The 24,781-nt window shown below is 34.1% G+C and carries 18 protein-coding genes; 13 read left to right on the forward strand and 5 right to left on the reverse strand.

What is annotated here, in order from left to right:
• Nucleotides 1-42 precede the first annotated feature (42 nt).
• A complete protein-coding gene (locus tag P177_RS09670) occupies nt 43-723 on the forward strand; it encodes a DUF2461 domain-containing protein (protein WP_036154279.1) in 681 nt (226 codons plus the stop codon).
• On the opposite strand, the gene P177_RS09675 is transcribed toward P177_RS09670, so the two are convergent.
• Nucleotides 712-1,119, reverse strand: a complete 408-nt coding sequence (locus tag P177_RS09675; protein WP_036154281.1) for a hypothetical protein — start codon at nt 1,117-1,119, stop codon at nt 712-714. The two genes, P177_RS09670 and P177_RS09675, sit on opposite strands and share 12 nt — an antisense overlap.
• Nucleotides 1,120-1,476: 357 nt before the next feature.
• Here P177_RS09675 and P177_RS09680 point away from each other — a divergent pair, with 357 nt between their 5' ends.
• The gene (locus P177_RS09680) at nt 1,477-1,881 is read left to right on the forward strand and encodes an acyl-CoA thioesterase (protein ID WP_036154283.1); all 405 of its coding nucleotides are present in this window, start codon (nt 1,477-1,479) and stop codon (nt 1,879-1,881) included.
• On the opposite strand, the gene P177_RS09685 is transcribed toward P177_RS09680, so the two are convergent.
• The gene (locus P177_RS09685) at nt 1,878-3,167 is read right to left on the reverse strand and encodes a dipeptidase (RefSeq protein WP_036154285.1); all 1,290 of its coding nucleotides are present in this window, start codon (nt 3,165-3,167) and stop codon (nt 1,878-1,880) included. The genes P177_RS09680 and P177_RS09685 overlap by 4 nt on opposite strands.
• A 143-nt stretch (nt 3,168-3,310) precedes the next feature.
• Here P177_RS09685 and P177_RS09690 point away from each other — a divergent pair, with 143 nt between their 5' ends.
• The 6 genes from P177_RS09690 to P177_RS09715 are packed head-to-tail and all read left to right on the forward strand — an operon-like array spanning nt 3,311 to nt 12,950.
• A complete protein-coding gene (locus P177_RS09690) occupies nt 3,311-5,071 on the forward strand; it encodes an ATP-binding protein (protein ID WP_036154287.1) in 1,761 nt (586 codons plus the stop codon).
• 1 nt (nt 5,072) lies between these two features.
• Entirely contained in the window at nt 5,073-5,438 is a 366-nt protein-coding gene (locus tag P177_RS09695) for a response regulator transcription factor (protein WP_036154289.1), read from the forward strand.
• A gap of 10 nt (nt 5,439-5,448) precedes the next feature.
• A complete protein-coding gene (locus P177_RS09700) occupies nt 5,449-7,836 on the forward strand; it encodes a HEAT repeat domain-containing protein (protein ID WP_036154291.1) in 2,388 nt (795 codons plus the stop codon).
• Nucleotides 7,829-9,259: a glycosyltransferase family 2 protein gene (locus P177_RS09705; RefSeq protein WP_051941787.1), complete on the forward strand. Its 1,431-nt coding sequence runs from the start codon at nt 7,829-7,831 to the stop codon at nt 9,257-9,259. Before P177_RS09700 ends, P177_RS09705 begins: the two co-directional genes overlap by 8 nt.
• A gap of 5 nt (nt 9,260-9,264) precedes the next feature.
• Entirely contained in the window at nt 9,265-11,646 is a 2,382-nt protein-coding gene (locus tag P177_RS09710) for a sulfatase-like hydrolase/transferase (RefSeq protein ID WP_036154293.1), read from the forward strand.
• Complete coding sequence (locus tag P177_RS09715) at nt 11,646-12,950, forward strand: YaiO family outer membrane beta-barrel protein (RefSeq protein ID WP_036154295.1); 1,305 nt, start codon at nt 11,646-11,648, stop codon at nt 12,948-12,950. The genes P177_RS09710 and P177_RS09715 overlap by 1 nt, the downstream gene beginning before the upstream one ends.
• Here P177_RS09715 and P177_RS09720 read toward each other — a convergent pair.
• Nucleotides 12,940-14,232 carry a PI-PLC domain-containing protein gene (locus P177_RS09720; RefSeq protein ID WP_157486523.1) on the reverse strand — a complete coding sequence of 431 codons (1,293 nt, stop codon included), beginning with the start codon at nt 14,230-14,232 and terminating at the stop codon, nt 12,940-12,942. The genes P177_RS09715 and P177_RS09720 overlap by 11 nt on opposite strands.
• A 756-nt stretch (nt 14,233-14,988) precedes the next feature.
• Nucleotides 14,989-15,852, reverse strand: a complete 864-nt coding sequence (locus P177_RS09725; protein WP_036154298.1) for a sigma-70 family RNA polymerase sigma factor — start codon at nt 15,850-15,852, stop codon at nt 14,989-14,991.
• Between the two features lie 172 nt (nt 15,853-16,024).
• On the opposite strand from P177_RS09725, the gene P177_RS09730 reads away from it, so the two are divergent.
• The 5 genes from P177_RS09730 (at nt 16,025) to P177_RS09750 (ending at nt 23,316) form a co-directional block, all read left to right on the forward strand.
• Nucleotides 16,025-16,534 (forward strand): DUF6155 family protein, encoded by a 510-nt coding sequence (locus P177_RS09730; RefSeq protein WP_036154300.1) that lies wholly within the window; start codon nt 16,025-16,027, stop codon nt 16,532-16,534.
• A gap of 3 nt (nt 16,535-16,537) precedes the next feature.
• Nucleotides 16,538-17,467, forward strand: a complete 930-nt coding sequence (locus P177_RS09735) for a 2-hydroxyacid dehydrogenase (protein WP_036154302.1) — start codon at nt 16,538-16,540, stop codon at nt 17,465-17,467.
• 98 nt (nt 17,468-17,565) lie between these two features.
• The gene (locus P177_RS09740) at nt 17,566-19,077 is read left to right on the forward strand and encodes a DEAD/DEAH box helicase (protein ID WP_036154304.1); all 1,512 of its coding nucleotides are present in this window, start codon (nt 17,566-17,568) and stop codon (nt 19,075-19,077) included.
• Between the two features lie 165 nt (nt 19,078-19,242).
• Complete coding sequence (locus P177_RS09745) at nt 19,243-21,456, forward strand: hypothetical protein (RefSeq protein WP_157486524.1); 2,214 nt, start codon at nt 19,243-19,245, stop codon at nt 21,454-21,456.
• A gap of 612 nt (nt 21,457-22,068) precedes the next feature.
• A complete protein-coding gene (locus P177_RS09750; RefSeq protein WP_036154306.1) occupies nt 22,069-23,316 on the forward strand; it encodes a glycosyltransferase in 1,248 nt (415 codons plus the stop codon).
• A 15-nt stretch (nt 23,317-23,331) separates the two neighbouring features.
• Here P177_RS09750 and P177_RS09755 read toward each other — a convergent pair whose 3' ends face one another.
• Nucleotides 23,332-24,630, reverse strand: a complete 1,299-nt coding sequence (locus P177_RS09755; protein ID WP_157486525.1) for a hypothetical protein — start codon at nt 24,628-24,630, stop codon at nt 23,332-23,334.
• Between the last annotated feature and the right edge of the window lie 151 nt (nt 24,631-24,781).

Here is a 24,781-nt window from a genome sequence, read left to right on the forward strand (position 1 = left end):
CTAATGGTTAACTTTAGCTTAAAATCACAACAGCTAAGTCGAATGTTAGAAACGAATATTACAAAAAGTACATTTCAATTTTTAAATAAATTAAAGAAAAATAATAACAGGGATTGGTTTACGGAACATAAGGCTGAATTTAAAGCAGAGGAGACTAAGGTGAAAAGCTTTTTCAATCATGTGCTTGATAATCTAAAATTGCATGATGAAATTGAAAAATTAAAAGTATTTAGAATTTATAGGGATGTTCGTTTTTCTAAAAATAAGACACCCTATAAAACACATCTTTCCGCTTCTTTCGCTAGAGCTGGTAAACATCGTAGAGGTGGATATTACTTGCAGATAGCTCCCGGTAACAGCTTTATCGCAACCGGATTCTGGAATCCTGAGAAAGAGGATTTATTACGAATTAGAAAAGAGTGGGAAATAGACATCACGGACTTAACCGATATTATTAAAAATAAAAAATTCAAATCTATTTGGGGAGACTTAGTTGGTGATGAATTAAAAACCGCACCAAAAGGGTTTGATAAAGAAGACCCTAATATTGAGTTCATACGCAAAAAGCAATTCATCTTTATAAAGAATTTTACAGACAAAGAGGTATTGTCAGATGATTTTGCAAATAAAGTCAACGATAGTTATGTAGCTATACGACCATATTTCGATTTAATGAGCAGTATATTAACCACTAATTTAAATGGCGAATCTTTATTGGACTAGTTCATGTTTTTCAAAATATTGAATTTGATCTTGAATTCTTTTTATGACCATATTCATCATTCTTTTGTTTAAAGCTGAAGAGTTTTTAATATAGATTTCATATTCTTCAACCGTAAATTGACCTATAATCATGCCTTTTAATGAGTTTCTGAACTTAATATCTTTTTGAATGGAATTAGCTATGTAGCCCATACGCTTTTCAATTTTTAGCTCGTAAAAACTATTCTTCATTTTGGTGATATAATTCTGATAAGATGCTAGAAGCAAATCGTTTTGAAGTTTTATTATTGGGCGCAATGTTTGGTTTTGAAACCTTTCATCATCACTCATGTTGGGCATTATTTTGGCTGAGGAAATTATAGGTCGAATCGATTGTAATTTCTGTGTCCTGTCCATTATATATTTATTTTACTCGATAATCGAGATTTAAATGCTACGACACTTGTGCCAAAACATTAATAAAGTTTTCTATTCAATGACTTAAGGTTATTAACCTAAAGGTACGTATTAGATAAAATCGATGTTTAACCACTTAAATTAGTTTTTAACCTGTTATGAACAATCACATTAGAATCAAAAAACAGTGCCTTAAATTAGGGTTCTAATAATTCTATAAAGCAACAATTGTTAATATGTAACTTATTAATTAGGTAATTGTTGCAATTGGTAAATCGGACTGCTTAGAAGAAGAAAATGGTAGTATTGAAAAATTTTACGACTAACTTTGCGTTGTAGATTACAAAATAATAAGCTATGAGATTTCATACTAGAAAATTAGTAAAACCAGGTGATTTAAACTCTAACGGAACATTATTCGGAGGTAGATTATTGGCTTGGATCGATGAAGAAGCAGCACTTTACGCCATTATTCAACTAGAGAATGGGAAAGTAGTTACTAAATATATGTCAGAAATAAATTTTATGAGCGCCGCTGTAAAAGGTGATGTGATAGAAATTGGTATTGAAGTAGTTAAGTTTGGTAAAACTTCTTTAACCTTAAATTGTGAGGTACGTAATAAAATGAACCACGAAACCATTGTTACCGTTGATAATATCATTATGGTAAACCTTGGTGAAAATGGTAAACCTGCAGCACATGGTAAAACAAAAATAGAATTTGTTAAAGACCGTCTAGCGGCAATGGGTGAAGTTAATTAACTTTCACCCATTTCTTTAGCAACTGCCTGTACATCATCAAGTACACGCATAAGGTTTCCACCCCATAATTTTGCTATATCTTCTTCAGAGTATCCTCTTTCTACAAGTTCTAGGGTTACATTAAAGGTTTCAGAGGCATCGCTCCAACCTTCAATTCCACCACCTCCGTCAAAATCAGAACTTATACCAACATAATCAATACCTATTAGTTTTACCATATAATCTATATGGTCTACAAAATCGCCAACATTTACAGCTTCTGGTGTATCGGTTTTAGTAGCTGCCAATTCCTTTCCTATTTTTAGAACCTTTGGGTAATTATCCATAAAGGCTTCTTTTTCTGAGTCAGTTAAACTTGAGAACTGAGAACGTTCATACCATGTAATATCTAAAGAATCCGCTACTTTTTGATAAATTGATTTCATATAAGCTGCTCTAGCTTCATGCTTTTCTGTATTTAAATAAGAACTAAAGGCTACAGTTTGCACGACTCCACCATTTTCTTTCATCAACAACAATTGTTCGTCATCTAAATTTCTGCTATGGTTACATAATGCTCTTGCTGATGAGTGAGAAGCTATAATTGGTGCCTTTGATAATGCTATCATTTGCTTCATAGCTTCTTTAGATGGGTGGGATACATCTATCATAATGCCCAATTTGTTCATTTCCACTACCGCTTGCTTGCCAAGATCGCTTAAACCATTGTGTAACCAAACGTCGTCTGCCTCACCGGTATTTGAATCTGAAAATTGACTATGACCATTATGTGCCAATGAAATATAGCGTGCACCTAAATCATGGTAGGTTTTAAACTGAGACATGTCAGTACCAATAGGGTAGGCATTTTCAACACCAATCATGGCTGCTTTTTTTCCAGACTCAACAATTCGGGTAACATCTGCAGAAGTTAAAGCTAATTCAATATCATTTGGCGCTATTTCTTCACATAATTTATGAATAGCCTCAAATTTGGACATGGCATTTTCTTTTGCCTTGGCATACCCTTCATCTGTAAGTGTATCTTGACCTGTATAAACGATCAACCAAGTGACATCTAAACCCCCTTCTTTCATCTTAGGTAAATTCACTTGAGAATCTAGCTTCTGACTGTAATTTACACTGTCTGTAAAGTTTTTGACATTAATATCATTATGCGTGTCAATAGTGACAACATCATCGTGAATACGGTGTGCTTTTTCTAATGTGGTTTCTTCAATTTTTTCTTTTTTCTCTCCACAAGAAATAATAGCTGTAAAGCATAAAAAATAGATAAGCTGTTTCATATAGTAAGTTTATAACCTACAATTTAAGTGTATTCACAACAAATAACCACCCTTTGAGAACTTTTTATTGTTCACACAGCTGTATTGATGCATTTTTAGGTAATAATCAGTAACAAGCTTTTTAAACTAAAGAATACCTATTTATGGCAATTTCAAAATCTAAGGATTTACTTGGTCAATTATCTCAAATAGAACGAACAGTAGATGAGTTCTCTTTCACGGAATTAAATACTAAAGATGCTAGAGAATTAAAAGATACTTATAACGCATTTAGGTCTAGCTTAGAAAAACATATTTACACCCCAAAATCAACACAGATTTCGCCAAAGAAAGTAGGTGTCGTTGCTGCCGATAAAAAAGAGGTTTCAGAAAAACAGTTTATAGCTCATGTTAGTCATGAGATACGTACGCCTTTAAATAGTATCATTGGTTTTGCCAATCTTTTAAATGAAGAAAAGCTAACTCAAGGTCAGCATAAAAAAGTAGCGGCTATACAGTTTGCATCTAATACACTTTTAAAACTCATCAATGAAGTTTTAGATTATTCTAAAATATCTTCGGGTAATAACAATTTTGAGACCGTAGACTTTAATTTACATAGTTTACTGAAAGATGTGATGTTTTTATGCGAAACATTAATAGTAGATCGCAAAATTGAATTGTTGATAGATATTGATGAAGACGTACCTAAAATAGTAAAGGGAGACCCATCTAAATTATCTCAGATTCTATTAAATCTTTTAGGAAACTCTGTAAAATTTGTTGAACGAGGTTATATAAAATTAGAGGTTTTCACCAAACAAAGAAAAAACAATGATTTTCTTATAGAATTTTCTGTTGCAGATACTGGTATAGGTATATCTCAAGAAAAAATAAACACCATATTCAACGATTATACACAGGCGGAAGATGATACCTCTAAAAAATATGGAGGTACCGGACTTGGATTAACGATTACCAAAGAAATTATAAATAAGTTAAACGGTGAAATAGAAATTGATAGCACTGTTGGTAGTGGTACAACGGTACGCTTTAGAATGCCATATACCATAGGTACCACAGCTAAATCACCCTTAAAGAAATTAAAAAAAACTCCTAATAATAAATACAGCAAATTATTGGCAGGTACCGAAATATTGGTATTTGAAGATAATAAAATGAACGAGCATTTAATTGTTGAGCAATTGACGCAATGGGGTTGTACCGTTCATGCCGATATTGATCTGGATAAAGGTCTGTATTTGCTGTCTTCGAGAAAAATTGACCTAATTCTGATGGATCTAAAAATGCCCGGTCTCAATGGATTTGAAGTGTCCAAGACCATAAGAGATCATAAAAATGCCAAAGTAAGCTCAGTGCCTATAATTGCTTTTAGTGCAGATTTCACAGAACAGGATAGCAAAAAGTGTAAAGAAATAGAAATCAATGATTTTTTATTGAAACCTTATACACTGGATGATTTGTTGAATATCATTCTTACAAATAAAGACATTAAACATGAACCAATAGATTTCTCATCAATATTACAAAAACCTATGATAGAACCTAAAGAAACAACGGTGATTGATCTACAGCATTTGTGGAAAGATTGTTTTGGAGAAGTTGATATGTTAAATGAACTGGTAAAGTTGTTTAAATTAAATGCTATTGAATTTATTGGTAATGTTAAAATTCATTTAAAGACGCAAAACCTAAAAGAAATAGCCTTGTCCGCTCATAAGCTTAAAGCCGGTTTTGCAATGATAAAGGCAGATGGTATGCGAAAATTGATTGTTGAGCTGGAAAGCAGTTGCAAAACTAATCAACCTGATAAGGTAAAAGAGTTATATGAAGTTTTCTTGAAAGATTATCCATTGTTGGAGGATAATTTAAACAAGAACCTAGAATTAATCAATAAGGAGTAATATGAGTAAACGTGTACTATTAGCAGATGATGACCAACTTTTAGCCTCTTTATTAAATTTTAGGCTGAAAAAAGGAGGCTATGCAGTACATCATTCACCTAACGGAAAAGATGTTAAAGAATATTTGAAAAATAATATGCCAGACATTATTGTGAGCGATATTATGATGCCATATTGTTCTGGTATAGAGCTTATTGATTATGTACGTAATGATCTTAAATCTAACACTCCTATAATAATTATTTCATCTGCAGGTAATGAACAGAATGTTTTAACTGCTTTTGAATTAGGAGCAAATGATTTTATCACCAAACCAGTTAGTCCAACAGAATTATTAGTACGTATAGCAAGAGAAATAAGTAAATAAACATTATAATTTGTTGATTCCCCCTAATCAAATTAAAATACCGCTGATAACCGCACCAGAATTCAATTTGGAATATCTGTGGTGGCTGACCATACTGTTTTTTGTATTGGCAGTAATTTACTTTGTTGGGGTTTTCATTATTAGAAACAAAATTACAGCTAACAACAGTCGTACTAAAGATAAGAAGTTAGAGTTTTCCCCAATGATCAATGAATTTCTATTCTATGAGGATTCAAATACTAAGGAGGAAAAAATGAACTATCTAAATCTTAAAGTTCAGATTAGAGAATTGATCAAAAATAATTTTGATCGAGATGTATTAACCGAAGTTTTGCTCGACTTACGAAAAGATTTATCAGGCAACTCACAAACAGTTCTTATAGATTTATATAAAGATTTAGGGTTACATCATAAGGCTTATGAAAAGCTAGGTAGCAGTAAGTGGCAAGTTGTTTCTAGCGGAATTTTAGAATTGACTACTATGGAAGTAGAAGATTCATACGGCTTAATCATAAAATTCATAAACCATAGACAAAGTACTATTCGTAAACAGGCGGAAATTGCCGTAGTTAACCTTAAAGAAGAAGGAATTAAATACTTTCTTGATAATACAAAGTATAAAATTGCAGAATGGCAACAACTTAAGTTATTAGATGTACTTAGGCATAAACCAAATTACATTCCGCCTCAGTTTGGACTGTGGTTAACATCTACTAATGCACATGTAGTGCTATTTTCTTTACGTTTAATTAAGTATTATAGTCAAAATGATGCAGAGAAGTCGATAATAACACTATTAAAACATAAGAACCGAGATATACAGGCAGAGGCCATTGAATGTATTAAAGATTTTCATTTTGTAAGTGCATTACAAACATTAAAATTAGTGTATACAAAAGCAAGTCATGACATTAAAATTGCCATTTTAGATGCTATCGGCGAGTTAGGATCAATTGAAGAGGTTTCTTTTCTAGAAAATTTACAGCTAACCGAACGTAATTTTAATATTAAAGGTAAAGTCATAAGTACACTCAATAGAATTGATCCAGAAAGAATATTACCTACCAAGAATATAGCAAAACCAGATTTTTATGATATTGTTTTAGATGATTTAAAGCAAGAGTCTGAAAATAAAGTAATGGACGTTCTTGAAGAAATGCCCTTACACGATGCTATTGATGAGATTTCTACTGATATAGAAATTGATGTTGATGCCGTTGTTCTTGAAAACTCAACTAAAATATTACCTGCTGAAGATGACAAGTTTTTGGTTGAACAAGTTGAAGAAATTATACCTGAAGTAGCGTTGGTTGAAGAAGAAGCTCTTTTAGAGGAAATAGATTTGGAAGCAGAAGTACAACCATTAGATTTAAATAAGGTAAACTCAATAAATGATATAGATTTAAGCTTTTTGCCTCACATTAAAAGTGAAGAATTTATAGCGAAAAGTACAGTGGAGACTACTGAAGAAATTGAAAATACAACTGAAATAGAACATGAAGAACAATTGGAAGAAGAACTTTCTTTTGATTTTATTCCTTTGGTAGTTGACAAAGCTTTAGTTAAATATGAAGACTTACCTGATGAACAAGAAGAGTTTGAGCCTATATTTATTTTGAACGATGTAGTTGTTCAAGAAGAAGAGCAAATAGAAAAAAACGTAACAAACACTGAATATGGTTCGGAAATGTCGATTAATGAAATTGATTGGACTTCAATGAATGCGGATGATGACAATGTTCAGAATGAAGTTGTCATAACAGATGCCGATGCCGAACAAACAATGATCTTGTTTGAAAATGATGCTATTTCTTTCGCTCCTAATTTTATGCGTCAAGAAGAGCTTGATGCTATGGTATTATTAGAAAACATATCAGAATTGGGTGACTGTCGTGAACTCATAATGTTATACCAAATTATTGAAGAAAATAGTTCTGATGTGGTTATAGATAGAGCCAACGAGCTAATTCAAAAATTTTCTTACCAATCACCTAGACCTAGCGAGTTATTTTCAGAGGATAATGATCTTGCCGAAAGCGTGTTCACCGATGTTTATCATTTGGCAGATAATGAAACAAAACTGATGTTGTTAGATGAAATTATGATTGTAGGTGACGAGAAAGAAATTCAGTTGCTTGAAAGTATTCTAGAAACCGAATCAAAATCACTTGTTGAAAAAGCTACTGAAGTTTTAGAGCATATTAAAAATCAATTGACTGTTAGTTTAGCTACTCCTGTTTTATCATTAGAAGAAGACTCTATTTTTAATCTAGACTTTGAACTAGAATTAAATGAGCCTACAGATCAGAAGAAAATAGTATCCAACCAAAATGGTTCTACATTGTTTGATCAGTTATGTTCCATGTCCAACTCTTTATACAATAAGATAAATGGATAGTGAGCTATTTGGTGTGGTATTGGAATACATCAATTTTGTATTCTTTATGTTTACCATAATTCTGTTTGTTCTATTTTCTCTAATGGCTTATTTCTCCACCAGAAATTCACTTCATTATAGAAATAAGAACAGCTTTACGGACATTTCCAAAATAATGGCTTCTCCATTAGCGCCTACAATTACCATAATTGCACCTGCCTATAATGAAGGATTGACTATTGTAGAAAACATTCGCTCATTATTGTCGCTTCAATATGTCAATTATGACGTTATGGTGGTTAATGATGGTAGTAAAGATGATACGTTACAGAAACTGATAGAATCTTATGACCTGGAGAAGATAGATGTTGATATGGATCCAGATTGGAAATCAAAACCGGTACGTGGTATCTATAAATCAAAAAACAGGGCTTTTGAAAAGTTAACCGTTATCGATAAAATGAACGGTGGTAAGTCAGATGCTTTAAATGCAGGCGTTTCCCTATCTACCAGTAAATATGTTGGGTGTATAGATGTTGATTGTCTTTTGCAACCAGATGCTTTGTTACATGTGGTCAAGTCATTTTTTCAGCGTTCACAAAAAAGGGTAATCGCCGTTGGTGGTGTTATTCGTGTGGCCAACTCTTGTATTATTCAAGGTGGTCAGTTAGAAGAAATTAAGTTGCCTACAAATTGGTTGGCAAGATTTCAATTGTTAGAATATACCCGTTCTTTTATTTTGGGAAGAATGGCATGGGGTAGAATAGATAGCTTACTTATAATCTCTGGGGCATTTGGTTTTTTTGAACGCGAAATAGCATTGGCAGTAGGTGGTTATGATACAGATACTGTTGGTGAGGATATGGAAATCGTTTTTAAAATGCGTAGATACATGCATGACAGAAAAGAACCTTATACCATAGAATATATACCAGATCCGTTATGTTGGACAGAAGTTCCTGAGGATCTTAAAATACTAGTGAACCAAAGAGATCGTTGGGCTCGTGGTAATCTAGAAACATTGTTCAAGCACAAAGATATGTTGTTCAATTCTAAGTATGGTAGGCTGGGCTTATTGAGCTATCCGTATTGGTTTTTCTATGAATGGCTTTCTCCGTTATTGGAGTTTTTCGGCTTTTTTACAATTTTGCTCTTTGCTTATTTGGGTATTCTGAATTGGGAATTCTTTTTCATGATAACCTTGGCCATTTTTCTGTTCTCGATCATGATTTCTTTTTATGCCATTTTATGGGATGTGTATTCATACAACCAGTACAGAAAGACAAAAGACATTTTAATTTTAATGGGCTTGGCTATTTTAGAGCCATTCATTTTTCACCCTATTATAGTATATGCTGCAGTAAGGGGTAACTATAAAAAATTATTCAAAATAAATTCTGGTTGGGGATCCCAAGTTAGAAAAGGTTTTGCAAAAGCACCTTAGAAGTAATGAACACAAGTAGTATAGATAGATATTCTTTAAAGCAGTATACACGGCTTATGATATCCTTTTTTGGATGTTTGTTTGTGTTAACGTTTTTTCAATATGGTATGCTATATTATAAAGGTGTTATTGATAGTATTTTTACCGTTAGTTTTTTAAAGGCCCTTGTACACCAAATAGGCTTTACTGCCTTAATGGGTATTGTAATGGTATTTCCTTTTAATTTTTGGGAAAATTTGCGCTCTAAATTTGGTTTTAATCTTGTTTTCGGGCTATTAAGTTTAATACTTGTTTTTGAAGCTGTTCTCACGGCATATTACTGCACAACTTTAGTGCCTTTAGGTTCAGATATTTTAGGGTATAGCTATGCTGATATGAAAATCACCGTAGCTAACTCTGGTGGTTTTATGATTTCGGTTTATCTGCTTATTGCTTCAATTATACTAGTAGGTCTCTTTTTAGGACTCTATAGAATTACTTCTAAATTCTATCATAGAATTAGTAAGATGTATCCGTTTACCATTGTGTTGTTCAGCCTTTTTATGGCTTCTGTATTTACCGATGGTAAACCAATTAATCAGAATAAAGTACAGTATCTGGCAGTCAATGTGTATAATACAAGTACTGAAGATAATTCATACACGTCAACAGAAGAATATCCTTTGGTGCAAGGTCCTAATATAGAGAATGTACTGGGTGATTATTTTGAGTTAAAAGAAGAAAAACCAAATATCGTTTTTGTAATGGTTGAAGGTTTGGGTAGGGATTTTGTGGGTGAAGGAGCCGAGTTTGGAGGGTTTACTCCATATTTAGATTCCCTTACCACCAAATCATTATACTGGGAAAACTTCTTGAGCAATACTGGTAGAACTTTTGGGGTATTACCGTCTTTATTAGGTTCATTACCCTTTGGTAAAAGCGGATTCATGGAGTTGGAAGAGTACCCTAATAAATTAACCATGTTCAGCGTGCTTAAAAACAATGGGTATCATACTTCTTTTTATCAGGGAACCAATAGTTCTTTTGATAAGGTAGATAGATTTTTAAGAAGTGAGAATTTAGATTTTGTATTGGATAAATCCGGATTTGGTATTAATTACCAACAGCAGGCAGAAGATGCTGCGGGATCATCTTGGGGTTACCCAGATATGGAATTATTTAAAAAAAGTATTAGTCTTCCTAGAGAGGTAAATAAACCAAGACTAGAGGTGTATATGACTATAAGTACGCACGAACCTTTTATTCCGCCAAATCAAGATTTTTTTGAAAATCAGGTGAAAAACATATTGTCTAAAGGTGATTTTGACTCTAGAGTAGAGAAAATAGTTAAAAAGAACGATAATGTTTTTGCAACCTTATTGTATACAGATGACGCCATAAAATGGTTTATGGAATCTTATAAGGCACTACCTAATTATGAGAATACCATTTTCATAATAACTGGTGACCACAGGCTAATTCCAATTCCGCAACGTAATAATATTAGTCGCTTTCATGTTCCTATGATCATGTACAGCCCAATGTTGAAAACAACCCGTAAAATGAGTTCTATTTCTTCTCATTTTGATGTAACCCCTTCTATACTTGCATTACTCTCAAATTCATACGAATTAAAAATGCCTAAAAAAGTAGCTTGGATGGGTGGCGCACTGGATATGGAAACTGCATTTAGATCTACCAAGAATATTCCCTTAATGCGTAATAAAAATGAGTTAAAAGAATATATCAGTAAAGAAAAATTATATACCGATGGTGATATCATGGAGCTAGATGAAGATATGAACATTAGTTCTACGTTTGGTGGTGGCGCTATTGAAACTACTTTAGAAAGATTTAAATCTGTGAACCATTATGTGACTACAGAGAACAAGATAATTCCTGATAGTTTGGCAATTTTTACGATTCAAAAAGAACTTTTTACGGATAGTGAAACAGTTTGGTTGAACAGTGTTTATGATGGTAAAGATTCTGATAAGGGTTATTTTAAGGCGAGGGATTTAGCATGGAATAAAAAATGGGACAAAGCTTTGTTGCTATGCCGCTATAATCTTTCTGGTGCACCTAGTCATATAGACACGAAAATCTTAATGGGAAGGGTGAATTCATGGAAAGGAAACCATGAAAAAGCAGCCGAAATATTACAAGAGTGTATTTCTATTAATCCGAATTATATAGATTCTTATGCTGCGCTTTTTGATGTTTATTATTGGTCTGATAAACTGAAAGAAGGTTTAGAGCTAATTGATAAGGTACAAGCAAATAGTTCTAGTGCTAATGAAATTGCAGATAAAATTTCAAGGGCGAGAACAATTGCCAGACATGCCGGTATCAAGGTTCATAAGGCAGCACAAAAAGAACCTGCTAAAACCATTGCATTCAGTAAATAATGAGAAAAACGTATTTAAATATCATTCTTTTGTTTCTTGTAGCCGGAATTTTTCGTGTTAGTAGTCAAGATACTGCGGGTAATTTTGATACGGCATATGCTTTGGCGTATGAAGGCAAAACCAATACAGCACATAATATGCTTTATTTAATGATGAACAAGCCTGCTGTAGATGAAGATATTTCTATATTATGGGCAAGTACGTTAAGCTGGAGAGGTGATTATGATTTGGCAAGATCGGAGTTCAATGGTATTTTGTCTAAAAGCAAAACGAACAGAGAGGCATGGATTTCTGCAGTCAAAAATGAATTATATGCTAAGAACTATGCGACTGCATTAGGTCTTTCAAATAAAGCATTGATGCATATTAAAAATGACAAAGAATTAACAAGATTACAGACTGTAGCTACGGATGGAGTAAATGGTATTACATACGATTCTGATGGTTGGTTTAATGTAAGTAGTACGATCAGTAACAAGTTTAGAGATGCTAAGAAATCACCTGCTGCTAGTAAAGAAAGTAATATAACAGAAATTGACAATGTACATAAAACGCCCGTAACCGAAGAGAAACTAAAAAATACTGTTATGGTCAATAGTGCTGTTACATTTTTTGATAAGCGTTTTGATCCAATTACAACCTCTAGTATTTCTTATAAAAGACAAACGTCATTTGGATCCATTATTCCAAGAATAAACAATAGCAATAGAGTAGGTAAAAATGGTATTCAGCTAGACTTAGATTTATATCCTAAAATTGCCAAAGGATTTTATGCCTATCTTAATTATGGGTATTCGCAATCAGATTTGTACCCTGATCACAAGGTGGGTGGCGATGTGTATTACAACCATAAAAGCGGAATTGAATTTTCTGCGGGAGGTAGGTTTATAAACTTTGCGACTAAAGATGTCAAATCTATTACCAACTCTTTGGGGTATTACACGGGCAATTATTATTTCTCTTTGCGCTCCTATATAACACCTGAGTCTGATAATCTGACTAACGTATCTGGAAACTTGTTGGTGCGTAAATATTTAAAGGATGCCAAGAACTATATGGGTTTAAATGTAGGTGTAGGTTTTTCACCAGAATTAAGACAGTTTACATCAGGAGATCAATTGTTGGCAGAAACATTATTGTATATAGAATCGCAACGATTAAGTTTTGAATATCAATTTACCAGTAAGAATAACCTAAGTGCTTACAGAACTAATGTGGGTGTTTTGCGACAAGAACAATCTTTTGACCCAGGCAGTTATTTTTACTCTATATCCGCAGGATTAACCTATCAGTTTAATTTTTAGACTGCATAGCTGGTATCCATTTATCGGCATACATTCCGTATACCAATCCTAATTCATTGTCATATACATATTGTTCATCTTTACCGGCATCGAAATTTACGTTGAAGACATATACTTTAATTCCTGCGTCTCTTAATTGTAGCATCAATTTCTTTTGACTAGATAGTATCCTTCTAGATACCGCAACATGCTTCACGTTGTTAACTTTAAGAAAATTTACTTTATCTCCTTTTATAGTTAATAGCGGTTCTTGGGAAATCATGGTATGTATACCATGCTCAGATGCTTTCTCTACTGCCATAATACTAAATAGTTCCATAATTAGACGATCTTTATCTACAAAGGCGTCAGCAAAGGCTATAGGATTGTTTACCTTATCTGTAATCAATGTAGCGTCTGGGTGATTTTTGAACCAAGTATTGATAGCATCCATATCTAAGGTAGTGTAATCGCCATATATTTTTTGCTTCATGAATTGGGCGTGGGTAGGGGGTAAGCTTCCCGTATAATCCGTAAAACGTGCCCACATATTCCAATCATGTGCCGCTACCAGTTTTCCGTCGGATGTTTCAATGATGTCCAATTCAAAATTGCGGAATCCCTTTTTATAATTTTCATCTAATGCATGTTTAGAGTTGGTAGATTTTACTCCGTTGATCTCACCGCCTGCATGGGCAATGTATCTATCTATACTAGATTCAAATTCATAGACTTCTCTTGGAAAATAAACTTCCTTCTTATCAATAATGTTATTGATGGTTATCGATTCTGTTATTGAATTATCATTTACCTGTTCAGTAATAACACCATTAATATTGTGCATGGTGTAAGCTTGTCTTCCCTTTAGATTACTTAAGTGAACAAAACCCAATTGGTTCAATTGTTTTTCAAATCCTGTTAATTGTGCTGCTGCACTATCATGTGCCAATATGGCGAATACAGCATTAGCGTCTATCATTTTAGATAGTACTTCTACAAATGCCTGTACATGTTCTTTATTACCATACGTATCAAAAGTTTTGAACTCAAACTTATTATCTGCTTGTAAATGAACAATGGTTAAACCACGTTCTATGGCTTCGGTTTGTGAGGCGTAGGTAAAAGTGCTGCGTTCATGTGTATTAAAACTATGACTATTTAATACTAATGCTATCGACTCTGAATTTTGAGTAGAAGAAGTTAAAGAAACTATACTAGCTGCATTTACCGGCCTTCCTACAAAAAGGATAACTAATAGTAAAACCATTTTATAGCTTAAAAGGATAGGGGAGAATCTCTTCATCAAATTATATTTTTCAACTTTATCAAAGTTATACTAATAAGGTTACTATGAAAACGGATATATAGATAGTGTATTGTAAAGGTATAATTCAATATGTATGGTGGCACGATACATTATATGTTTAAGAAAAATTAAAACATTTATAACCTTAATTTAAAAACTATTTGAGCTTTTTATGTATGATTTTATCTTGTAACTGTCTGTGAATAAGTCTATTTAAAAGTTTATATCGTTAAAATACCAATAAATAGGATGAAATACACTCCTCTGAACCCCTATAAAACCTAGTGTTTCCAGTTTATTAACCCTAAACAACACATTTGTGTATGTTTTACAACAGTTTTAAATTGGTTCACCACAATTTGTTGTCACAATCTCAACATCGGTATATATTTACTTCAAGATATAATTACCCAAATCAAGATTAACTTTTAAACCTACTAGAATATGCTTTACGACACCTACGGAGAAGAATACTTAGTTTTTCTTCAAGATTTAAACGAAATTCTTAGTATCAACGAATTAGCTGAGTTGGACTATATGTAAGTCAACCAAAACCGAAACCTAAAAAAATAATCCCATGGCACATCAAAATCAAGATTTCTCATCGTATCAAAATTTTATTCAGGATCTTAATAGTATCCTCGTAAACTTTAATATTAACAAGTTAACTTATTCTTAGTGTTCCACAACATTAGATAAAAAGAAAGCGCCCGTTTTTACGGGCGCTTTCTTTTTTTAAAACAGTACAAATGTTTAGCCTAAATAAGTCTTAAGCAACTTGCTTCTAGAAGCATGACGTAATTTACGTATTGCTTTTTCACGAATTTGTCTAACACGCTCTCTTGTTAAATCGAACGTTTGACCAATTTCTGCCAAAGTCATTGATTGTTGATCACCAATACCGTAATAAAGCTTAACAACATCTGCCTCTCTAGGAGACAAGGTATCTAATGCTCTATTAATTTCAGTATTTAATGACTGCTGTAATAAAATATTATCCGGTCTTGGAGATTCACCTGAACGTAAAACGTCATATAGGTTAGAATCTTCACCTTCACGTAATGGTGCATCCATAGATACATGTCTACCTGAATTCTTAAGTGATTGCTTCACTTCAGAAACCGTCATTTCCAATTCTTTTGCAATTTCTTCTGGAGAAGGCGGACGTTCGTGAGCCTGCTCTAAATAAGAAAATGTCTTTTTGATCTTATTGATCGATCCAATTTTGTTCAATGGTAAACGAACAACTCTAGATTGTTCTGCTAAAGCTTGTAGTATAGATTGTCTGATCCACCAAACGGCATAGGATATAAACTTAAATCCTCTAGTTTCATCAAATCTTTTTGCTGCTTTAACTAATCCTAAATTTCCTTCATTAATTAAATCCGGTAATTTAAGACCTTGATTTTGGTACTGTTTTGCTACGGAAACTACGAATCTTAAGTTCGCTGTTGTTAATTTTTCCAAAGCTGCTTGACTACCTTCTCGAATCTTCTGCGCTAATTCTACCTCTTCATTCGCTGTAATCAAATCAATTTTACTGATATCTTGCAAGTATTTATCTAGGGATTTCGATTCACGATTCGTTACCTGCTTGATAATCTTTAGTTGCCTCATATGTTTGTTTCGAATTTAGAAGTTGTACAAGTTTACAGTATAGTGCAATTAATTCAATTTTCCTAATGAATTTGACTATACTTCTACAGCATTTATTAGCTTTAACAAAGATTTAAGCTTTTAGGCAATTGTTTTTGTAAAGCTTATTTTTGAATATAGACACTAAATTTTTATGAGTAAACGGGCATTAAAAACTTATATATCCAAGCTTCCTAAAAAAGCGCTTGAAGAGCAAATACTAGAGCTGTACGAAAAATTTCCTGCCGTAAAAACCTATTATGATTTTGCCTTCAACCCCAAAGAGGATAAGTTGGTACAAGATGCCAAAGCAAAAATATCCAACGAATATTTTCCGCTAAAGCGCAGAAGACCAAAAGCAAGGCGTTCCGTAGCTCAGAAATTTATTAAGCATTTTATAAAACTAGGGGTAGATCCTCATTTTATTGCTGATGTAATGTGCTATAACCTAGAAATTGCACAGACCTTTTCTATGGAGAAGAACGTGCCAGACTCCTTCTACAGAAGTATGCTCAATTCATTTAATGAAGTGATACAGTTTTCTACCGTCCAAGGAATTTTTCCGGAATTTAGAGAGCGTATCCTAAAAATTTACACAGAAACCCAGAATCAAAAATGGCTTTTTGAAGACGAATTCTCAAAGGCATTGGATATTATAGATTAGCTTATGGCAATAGTAGTAATACGACAAGATGATAGAATTGACCTTTGGAAAAATGCCTTACAGAATGCTGATACTTCTGTAAAAGTATACAGCTATCTTGAGGAGCACCCAAAAGAGGAAATCTCCATGGCGGTTATCTGGAAACACCCTAAGGGATCATTGGCTGATTATCCCAATCTAAAATGTATTGCTTCCGCAGGTGCTGGTGTGGATTATATCTTTGAAGATGATACGCGTCCTAAGAACATACCTATTACACGTATTGTTGATCCGTACCTTGCTAGTGATATGTCTGAACATGTGCTAGCGGTTATTCTGGCACATCTAAAAAATTTAAATATATATAAGTTAGATCAAGTATCTCATGTTTGGGAACCCAAACAGTACATGCGCATTAAAGATGTTACCATAGGTATTTTAGGTCTTGGTGAATTGGGCGCGCTTACTGCAAGTGATCTTTCTTCTTTTAATTTTAATGTACAAGGTTGGAGTAGGAGTAAAAAAGATATTGAAGGCGTACAAACATTTGCTGGGGCAGAGGAACAAAAAGAATTTCTAAATGCTACAAATATATTGGTATGCCTATTACCATTGACTCCCGCAACGGAGGGTATTCTAAATAAAGAACTTTTATCTCAGCTGCCTAAGAATGCATTTGTTATTAATGTTGCCCGTGGTGGTCATATGGTAGATGATGATTTAATTGCCTTGCTAGATTCCGGACATTTATCGGGTGCTTGCTTAGATGTATATCATACGGAACCTTTACCTAAAAGTCATCCGTTTTGGAATCATAAAAAGGTACACATGACTCCGCATTACGCTAGTGTTTCAGATACCAATTCAGTTATTCCACAGATCATAGAAAATTACAAAAGGTTAAGTTCAGGAGAAAAATTGCAAAATTTAGTAGATTCTGACAAGGGATACTAAAATTGTTTTTTCAAGTTTTTTATTTCCTAGACCCATAAAAATCTCATAATTTTATAAGGTTTTTGCAATATTAACATAAATAAACGCCTACAAACCTTTTGAAGCTACAAAACGAGACTACTGAGAAAACCCTGTACGATTATCAAGAGGAGGATCTGCATTCCATATTTAAGTATTTAGAGGAGAATGGCGATAATTCTAACCTGTTGTACCAATTACCTACCGGTGGTGGTAAAACCGTGGTGTTTTCTGAAATTGCCAAACGCTATATTGCAAAGACTAATAAAAAGGTCATTGTACTTACGCACCGTATAGAACTAAGTCAGCAGACTTCTAGAATGTTGAACGGTTTTGGAGTAAAGAACAAAATAATAAATAGTGAGGTAAAGGAGTGGCAAGACCAAGATGAGTTCATGTGTTTTGTTGCCATGGTAGAAACACTTAATAATAGGTTACAAGAAGAAAAGGTTGAAATCAATAATATAGGGCTCGTTATTATCGATGAGGCGCATTACAATTCTTTCCGTAAACTTTTTAAGTTTTTTGAGAATTCTGTAATCCTTGGGGTAACCGCAACCCCGTTAAGCTCCAATATTAAGCTTCCCATGAAAGACAACTATAAAAAGTTGATTGTGGGGGAGTCTATAGAATCCTTGATTCAAAAAAAATTCTTGGCTAAGGCAAACATGTATAATTATGATGTTAGCCTACAAACATTAAAATTGGGTATTAGTGGTGACTATACGGTAAAGTCTTCTGATGAGCTTTACGGTAACCACAGTATGCTCAACAAGTTGGTTTCTGCCTATAATGAAATTGCAAAAGGTACCAAGACCTTAATTTTTAATAATGGTATAAATACGTCTAGATACGTTTGTGAAACCTTTAGAAAAGCGGGTTATAATATTCGTCATCTAGATAATAAGAATAATGCCGCAGAGCGAAAAGAGATTCTTAAATGGTTTAAAGAAACACCCGATGCCATTTTAACATCGGTTAGTATATTGACTACGGGTTTTGATGAGCCTAGCGTAGAAACTATTATTCTAAATAGAGCTACTCGTTCGCTTACCCTTTATTTTCAAATGATCGGTCGTGGTTCTAGATACCTACCTCAAAAGCAAGAATTCAATGTTATTGATATGGGTAACAATGTTGCCCGTTTTGGACTGTGGAATGCAGGTATCGACTGGCAAGAGATTTTCCATTTTCCCGATTTCTACCTGGAGAATATTAAGAACGATGAAGAGATAGAACGAGAGTTTGTCTATGAAATGCCGGCAGATCTACGGGCGGAATTTGCGAATTCTACCGATATCGATTTTGACATTAAAGCGGAATACAAGAAAAGTTTTGCCAATGGAGAAAAATCCAAATTGGTACTGGAGAAAAGTATAGAGCAGCATGCAAAAATTTGTGTAGAGAATTCTGAAGATGTTTTTGATGCTCGTATTCTAGCTAAAAAACTGAAAGAAGAAATCAAGTACCGTGTGCGTCAATATTCGTATTGTATCATGAACAACACCAAAAATTATAAAGAATGGCTAGAGGAAGATTATGAGCGCAAATTGCGTTCAAAAATTTCTAAGCTGTTCGCTGCAAAAATGTAGGTTTTCGCAGTAGTTGCAGATTATGATTTAGGATCGATGTAATTATTGATTCTATAATCTACCGATAGCTATTTTATAGGATGTTGAAAAATGTACTATGCATTATCAATATTCAAAGAAGTTGGTTAAATTCAAGAGCTTGAACAACTACAACGCTCTCAACTAATGAAAAACCGCTTATTTTCCCTCACCTTATTCTTAACAATTCTTTTTTTCGGTATTACTGGCTATCACTTTCTCACAGGTTGGCATCCTATTATAATGATGTTTATCGCCATAGTTATAGGTGTTTTAATTCACGCTGTCACGTACGCAGTGTTTAATGTACTGGGCAAAGGGTTGAAGCAAATTTCTTTACAAACGATTACTGCTGTTCTCAGCGCTATTTTCGTTTTTACTGTGCTTAAATATTTTGGCTTTGGTTGGCCTACGCTATTTTATAGTGGCGTAATTGCATTGGGTATCTTATTATGTATAGCGGTATATCGATTTCAAAAGAAAAGAAATTTCTTGTCAAGCTTTTTCTTGATTGTGATGGCTCTTAGTGCTGTTTACATATTTTATGAATTGGCAAGTTCTGGAGCTGACCCTTATGAGAGTGAGATTCCACTAGCTTTTGCTCAAGAAGATTCTTTTCCTCCGGATACTGAACCATTACAGAACCCTGCAGCTGCCGGTCCGTTTTCTGTACAAACATTTACGTATGGTAACGGTACAGATGAGCAACGCGAAGAATTTTCCACTGGCGTGACCTATAAAACGAATACTGTAGATGGCACCTGGCTGATACCCGATTGGAAAGATAAAAAGAAGAAATGGCGCGAAAGCTATTGGGGTTTCGGTGCAGAAAATTTTCCTTTAAATGGTAGGGTGTATATGCCCAAAGGTGACGGACCATTTCCATTGACCCTAATTGTGCACGGTAATCATAGTATGATCGATTATTCTGATGATGGTTATGGCTATCTGGGAAATCTGTTGGCCAGTAGGGGAATAATAGCAGTGTCGGTCGATGAGAATTTTTTAAACGGACATTGGTCGGGTGATTTCAGAGGAAAAGAAATGCCTGCCCGAGCATGGTTGCTATTAAAGCATTTAGAACAATGGAGAAACTGGAACAATGAAGATAATCACGAACTAGCGCAAAAAGTAGACATGGAGAATATCATGCTCGTCGGACATTCTCGTGGTGGCGAAGCGGTTTCTATTGCTGCGGCTTATAATCCGTTACCTTATTTTCCTGATCAGGCTAGTGAGAAATTCGATTTCAATTTTAATATTAAAGGGGTAGTGGCATTGGCACCTACAGATTATAGATATGACCGTAAAATAGTATTGAATAATATAAATTTCTTGAGTATACAAGGTTCTTATGATTCCGATGAAGTGAGCTTCTGGGGAATGCGACCTTACCGACGTTTGCAGTATACGGATTCTATCTCTCGATTTAAATCGGGAGTGTATATTCACCACGCCAATCACGGGCAATTTAATTCCACTTGGGGAAATTCAGATTTTGGCGCTCCTTCAAAGTGGTTGTTGAATTTGAACCCGCTATTGAAAGAAGAACAGCAACAAGAAGCCGCAAAGGTATTCATCAGTGCATTTGCTGAAGCTTCATTAAAAGACCATCAAGAGTTTCGCTCAGTGTTCAAAAATGTTTCGGTAGCAAAACAGTGGTTGCCGGTTGAGCATTACCTTACTTCTTTTGAATCCTCTAATTTTCATGCCATTGCCAATTTTGAAGATGATTTGGATATTACCACGGCAATAGATGCCACAAAAATACAAGCGACCAACATTGCCTTATGGAAAGAAGAAAACCTACCCACGCGCGATGAAGGTAGCCAAGAAAACAATGCGGTTATCTTAGGATGGGATTATGAAAATGCAATGAATTCTTCGGATAAGGGAATGTATGAAATGATGCTTTCTGCGGATGATTCTATTCCGTTTTTAACAAACTCTAGTTTACAATTCACACTAGGAGCAGGAAACCACGAATGGCTAGATGTTAATTTGACCGATGCACAAAAGGAAGCCAAAAGTGATGATGATGATAAACGGGAAGTACCACAACTAGATTTTACGGTGCAATTAACAGACAATAACGGACAAACCATCGCCTTAAAAGTGAGTGAAATTAAAGGCATTACAAAACCTTTAAAAACAAGGTTTACAAAATTTAAGTTCTTAGATAAAGACATGATCGGTAATGATTGGGAAGTGCAGTTACAGACCTACCATTTTCCAATGAAAACACTATCTAATTTAAATCCGGAGTTTAATCTGGAATCCATAAGTTCTATCAAGTTTATTTTTGACCAAACAGATTATGGGGTAGTAGTGTTGGATGAAATTGGTGTTTCTGGTGATTAGTTGATGGTTGTCCGTTGATGGTTGTCCGTTGATGGTTGTCCGTTGATGGTTGATGGTTGATGGTTGGGTTAAATTTAGCTTTGCTAAATTTTATAACACCTAAAAATCTATATTCTATACTCTATATTCTCAATTCTCAATTCTCACGTAATACTTTGCAAATGACACCTTACACTTAATACTTCGTACTTCATACTTCATACTTAGAACTTTGTACCTTGCTTGTCCATTCGAGTGAATTTCGAGGCACGAGAAATTAGCTTGCCCGCCGAGTAGGAGGGTATCGAGAACCCTTTCATGTACTAAAGTTCTCGATACCTGCCCGCCGGTAGGCAGGCAACTTTTAAGTTTCCGCTATGCGGCAACTAAAAAGCCACTCGAAGTGACATTATTACTAAACTAAAACACTAAAAACTGAAACTGCCAACTGCAACTGAGCACTGAAAACTACTTTCTAGCAATGAACGAACAGATTGCCACGTCGCGAAAAGCTCCTCGCAAAGACGTAATCCAACTGAACACTGAGCACTGAACACTGCCAACGGATACTGAGCACTAAAAACTTGCCAACCAATAACCATTTCCCGTACTTTGTACTTAATACTTCGGACTTTGTACTTAAAAGAACATCATAAAAGCCTTCTCGTAATCGCACTCGTATGGCCAGAGCCTGCATCTACTGCTGCTGGGGTACGTATGATGCAATTATTAGAGGTGTTCAAAAAGCAGGGCTATGCTATTACCGTTGCGTCAGCGGCTTCTAAGTCCGATTACTCGGCAAATATAGAAGCTCTTGGTTTTCAAACGGCGGATATCAAAATGAACGATAGTTCTTTTGATGTTTTAGTAAAAAATCTGAATCCTGATGTGGTATTGTTCGATCGTTTTTTGACCGAAGAGCAATTTGGGTGGCGCGTTGCGGAAAACTGCCCTGATGCGCTTCGTATATTAGATACCGAAGATTTACATTCCCTACGTCATGTGCGTGAGCAATGCTTTAAAAAAGATATTCCGTTTACTACGGATGCTTGGTTAGCAGATGATAAGACCAAACGGGAAATTGCCAGTATATATCGCTGCGATCTCTCTTTGATCATTTCTAGCTATGAGCTGGAATTACTGACCGATGTACTCAACATAGATAAAAGTCTATTGTTGTTACTTCCTTTTATGGTTGACGAAGTCACTACCAAGACCATTTGGAAAACCTTTGAGGAGAGAACGGATTTTGTATTCATAGGTGGCGGAAAACACGCACCTAATATTGATGCGGTCAAATGCTTAAAATCGATTATATGGCCTTTAATTCGTAAACAATTGCCAGCAGCTAAATTGCATATTTACGGAGCATATTTGCCACAACAAATTCTAGAAATGCATAACCCTGCAGCCGGATTTCTTGTAAACGGTAGGGCAGAAGATGTTAATGAAGTCATGCAATCGGCAAAAGTATGTCTAGCTCCGCTACGTTTTGGCGCGGGAATAAAAGGTAAACTACTTTCAGCTATGCAAAACGGTACACCCAGCGTTACCACAACTATTGGTGCCGAAGGCATGCACGGCATTCTGGACTGGAATGGATACGTTGAAAACGACCATACCGCTTTTGTGGAAGCTGCTGTTAGATTATATACCACTGAACTTACCTGGCAAAATGCTCAAGATCAAGGAAAAACTTTAGTGAATGCCTTGTATAACAAACATAATTTAGAGCACATATTTATTGATAAAATTAATCAGCTTCAAAAAGGGCTAATAACACATAGAATTCAAAACTTTACGGGAGCTTTATTACAACATCAAACTATGACTGCTACCAAATTCATGAGCAAGTGGATTGAGGAGAAGAACAAAGTGTGATTTTTAATTTTGAATCTAATTTTTTACACTAATTATTTCTCTATCTAAAAGAAAATCTGGATTATATTCTTCGTACTTAGCATCAATATATTCTAAGTAATTATATTCATGTAAATAAAATGAACTTCCTTCGTAATTAAGATTATCAATTTCTAAATCAGGATATTTATTCAAAATTTCCTCAGGTAATTCGTAATTATATCCGTAATAATACTTTCCTTGATTTAAATGCCAGTTCACTTCCACATAGTCTATATCCTTCGTTCCTACAGAAGATTGAAAATAGTGACTTTGTCTGTTAAAACTATTAGATGAAGGTCCATTAAATTGAAAATTATTGACAGCATCATTAGTTACTTCTACATTCCAATACTCAATATCCGCTAATTGAAATCCAAGGGGTCTTTCACCATATTTTAAATATAAATAATTGAAATTACCATTTGTGTAATTTAAGTTAGTTATATACTTATCGAGAGTATTTAAATATCCTAGATTGATATTGTTTGAAGTTATTTTGTCATTGTCAAAGGGTAACATTAAGTTTAAAAGATAACCACCTCCTTCATTGTAAGCTTGATTTTCTTCAAAGCCAACAATTGAACAGAAATATTCTCCTCCATCAGGTAAGTATAATGGTACAATTTGGTCATAGCTATGTAATTCTGAACTATTGAAATTTATAGTTGCTCCATCAGTTAGGTTATCCAAAAATGTATATTTTGCATCACCATAAGTATCATAAATGGAAAATAAATAACGATTTTCTTGATAAAGAGGAATGTTCTCAAAGGCAATATTCGTAAGCTGATTTACTGTGGTTTCACTAAAACCACCTGATAAGGTAGAACCATATTTATTTGATAAAGTATAGGAAGCTGGAGAATTAAAATTGTTAGCATTAATTTTTAATTCACCTATAACATCTCCTCTAGAAGTAAAATCTACTGAAGTACCAGATATTAAATTCCAAACAGAACCGTCACTTATAGAAGAATGTGTTGAAATACTTATATATGTATTTTCTTCATAATTGAGAACATTAATTAAACTAATATTATAATCAATAATACCGTTTGTCTTAGGTTTTTCAAAAGATACAGAAGTTCCATTGTCTATTTGGATATAGTCTAAAACATCACCGTTATTGGCATCATTTACAACTAACCAAGATTCGCTATTTTCAGAATAATAATTATCATCAACATTTAAAGTAAAATAAATTTCATTTTCAATAGGCTCTTCTTCTGTAGGACTTTCCGTTTCTGTTACTATTTCAGCATCTACTGAAGAATCTGAAGAACAAGAAATCACAAAAAATAGAACTGGTATTAAGAATAGAATAATTTTTTTCATAAGTATAAAACGTAGGTACTATAAATATATTGGTTTTACCTGTATATACATCTATTAATAATTTTAATGCTGGATTTTCGGAAGTACATTATTTAGAACCTATAAAAAC

Source organism: Maribacter forsetii DSM 18668 (assembly GCF_000744105.1).
GTDB classification, from domain to species: domain Bacteria; phylum Bacteroidota; class Bacteroidia; order Flavobacteriales; family Flavobacteriaceae; genus Maribacter; species Maribacter forsetii.

Excerpts from the sequence above, each read along its gene's own strand:
- P177_RS09710 (WP_036154293.1), top strand. The coding sequence starts at position 9,265 with ATGAACACAAGTAGTATAGATAGATATTCTTTAAAGCAGTATACACGG.
- P177_RS09695 (WP_036154289.1), top strand. The coding sequence starts at position 5,073 with ATGAGTAAACGTGTACTATTAGCAGATGATGACCAACTTTTAGCCTCT.
- P177_RS09680 (WP_036154283.1), top strand. The coding sequence starts at position 1,477 with ATGAGATTTCATACTAGAAAATTAGTAAAACCAGGTGATTTAAACTCT.
- P177_RS09715 (WP_036154295.1), top strand. The coding sequence starts at position 11,646 with ATGAGAAAAACGTATTTAAATATCATTCTTTTGTTTCTTGTAGCCGGA.
- P177_RS09705 (WP_051941787.1), top strand. The coding sequence starts at position 7,829 with ATGGATAGTGAGCTATTTGGTGTGGTATTGGAATACATCAATTTTGTA.
- P177_RS09735 (WP_036154302.1), top strand. The coding sequence starts at position 16,538 with ATGGCAATAGTAGTAATACGACAAGATGATAGAATTGACCTTTGGAAA.
- P177_RS09745 (WP_157486524.1), top strand. The coding sequence starts at position 19,243 with ATGAAAAACCGCTTATTTTCCCTCACCTTATTCTTAACAATTCTTTTT.
- P177_RS09720 (WP_157486523.1), bottom strand. The coding sequence starts at position 14,232 with ATGAAGAGATTCTCCCCTATCCTTTTAAGCTATAAAATGGTTTTACTA.
- P177_RS09690 (WP_036154287.1), top strand. The coding sequence starts at position 3,311 with ATGGCAATTTCAAAATCTAAGGATTTACTTGGTCAATTATCTCAAATA.
- P177_RS09670 (WP_036154279.1), top strand. The coding sequence starts at position 43 with ATGTTAGAAACGAATATTACAAAAAGTACATTTCAATTTTTAAATAAA.
- P177_RS09725 (WP_036154298.1), bottom strand. The coding sequence starts at position 15,852 with ATGAGGCAACTAAAGATTATCAAGCAGGTAACGAATCGTGAATCGAAA.
- P177_RS09675 (WP_036154281.1), bottom strand. The coding sequence starts at position 1,119 with ATGGACAGGACACAGAAATTACAATCGATTCGACCTATAATTTCCTCA.
- P177_RS09685 (WP_036154285.1), bottom strand. The coding sequence starts at position 3,167 with ATGAAACAGCTTATCTATTTTTTATGCTTTACAGCTATTATTTCTTGT.
- P177_RS09730 (WP_036154300.1), top strand. The coding sequence starts at position 16,025 with ATGAGTAAACGGGCATTAAAAACTTATATATCCAAGCTTCCTAAAAAA.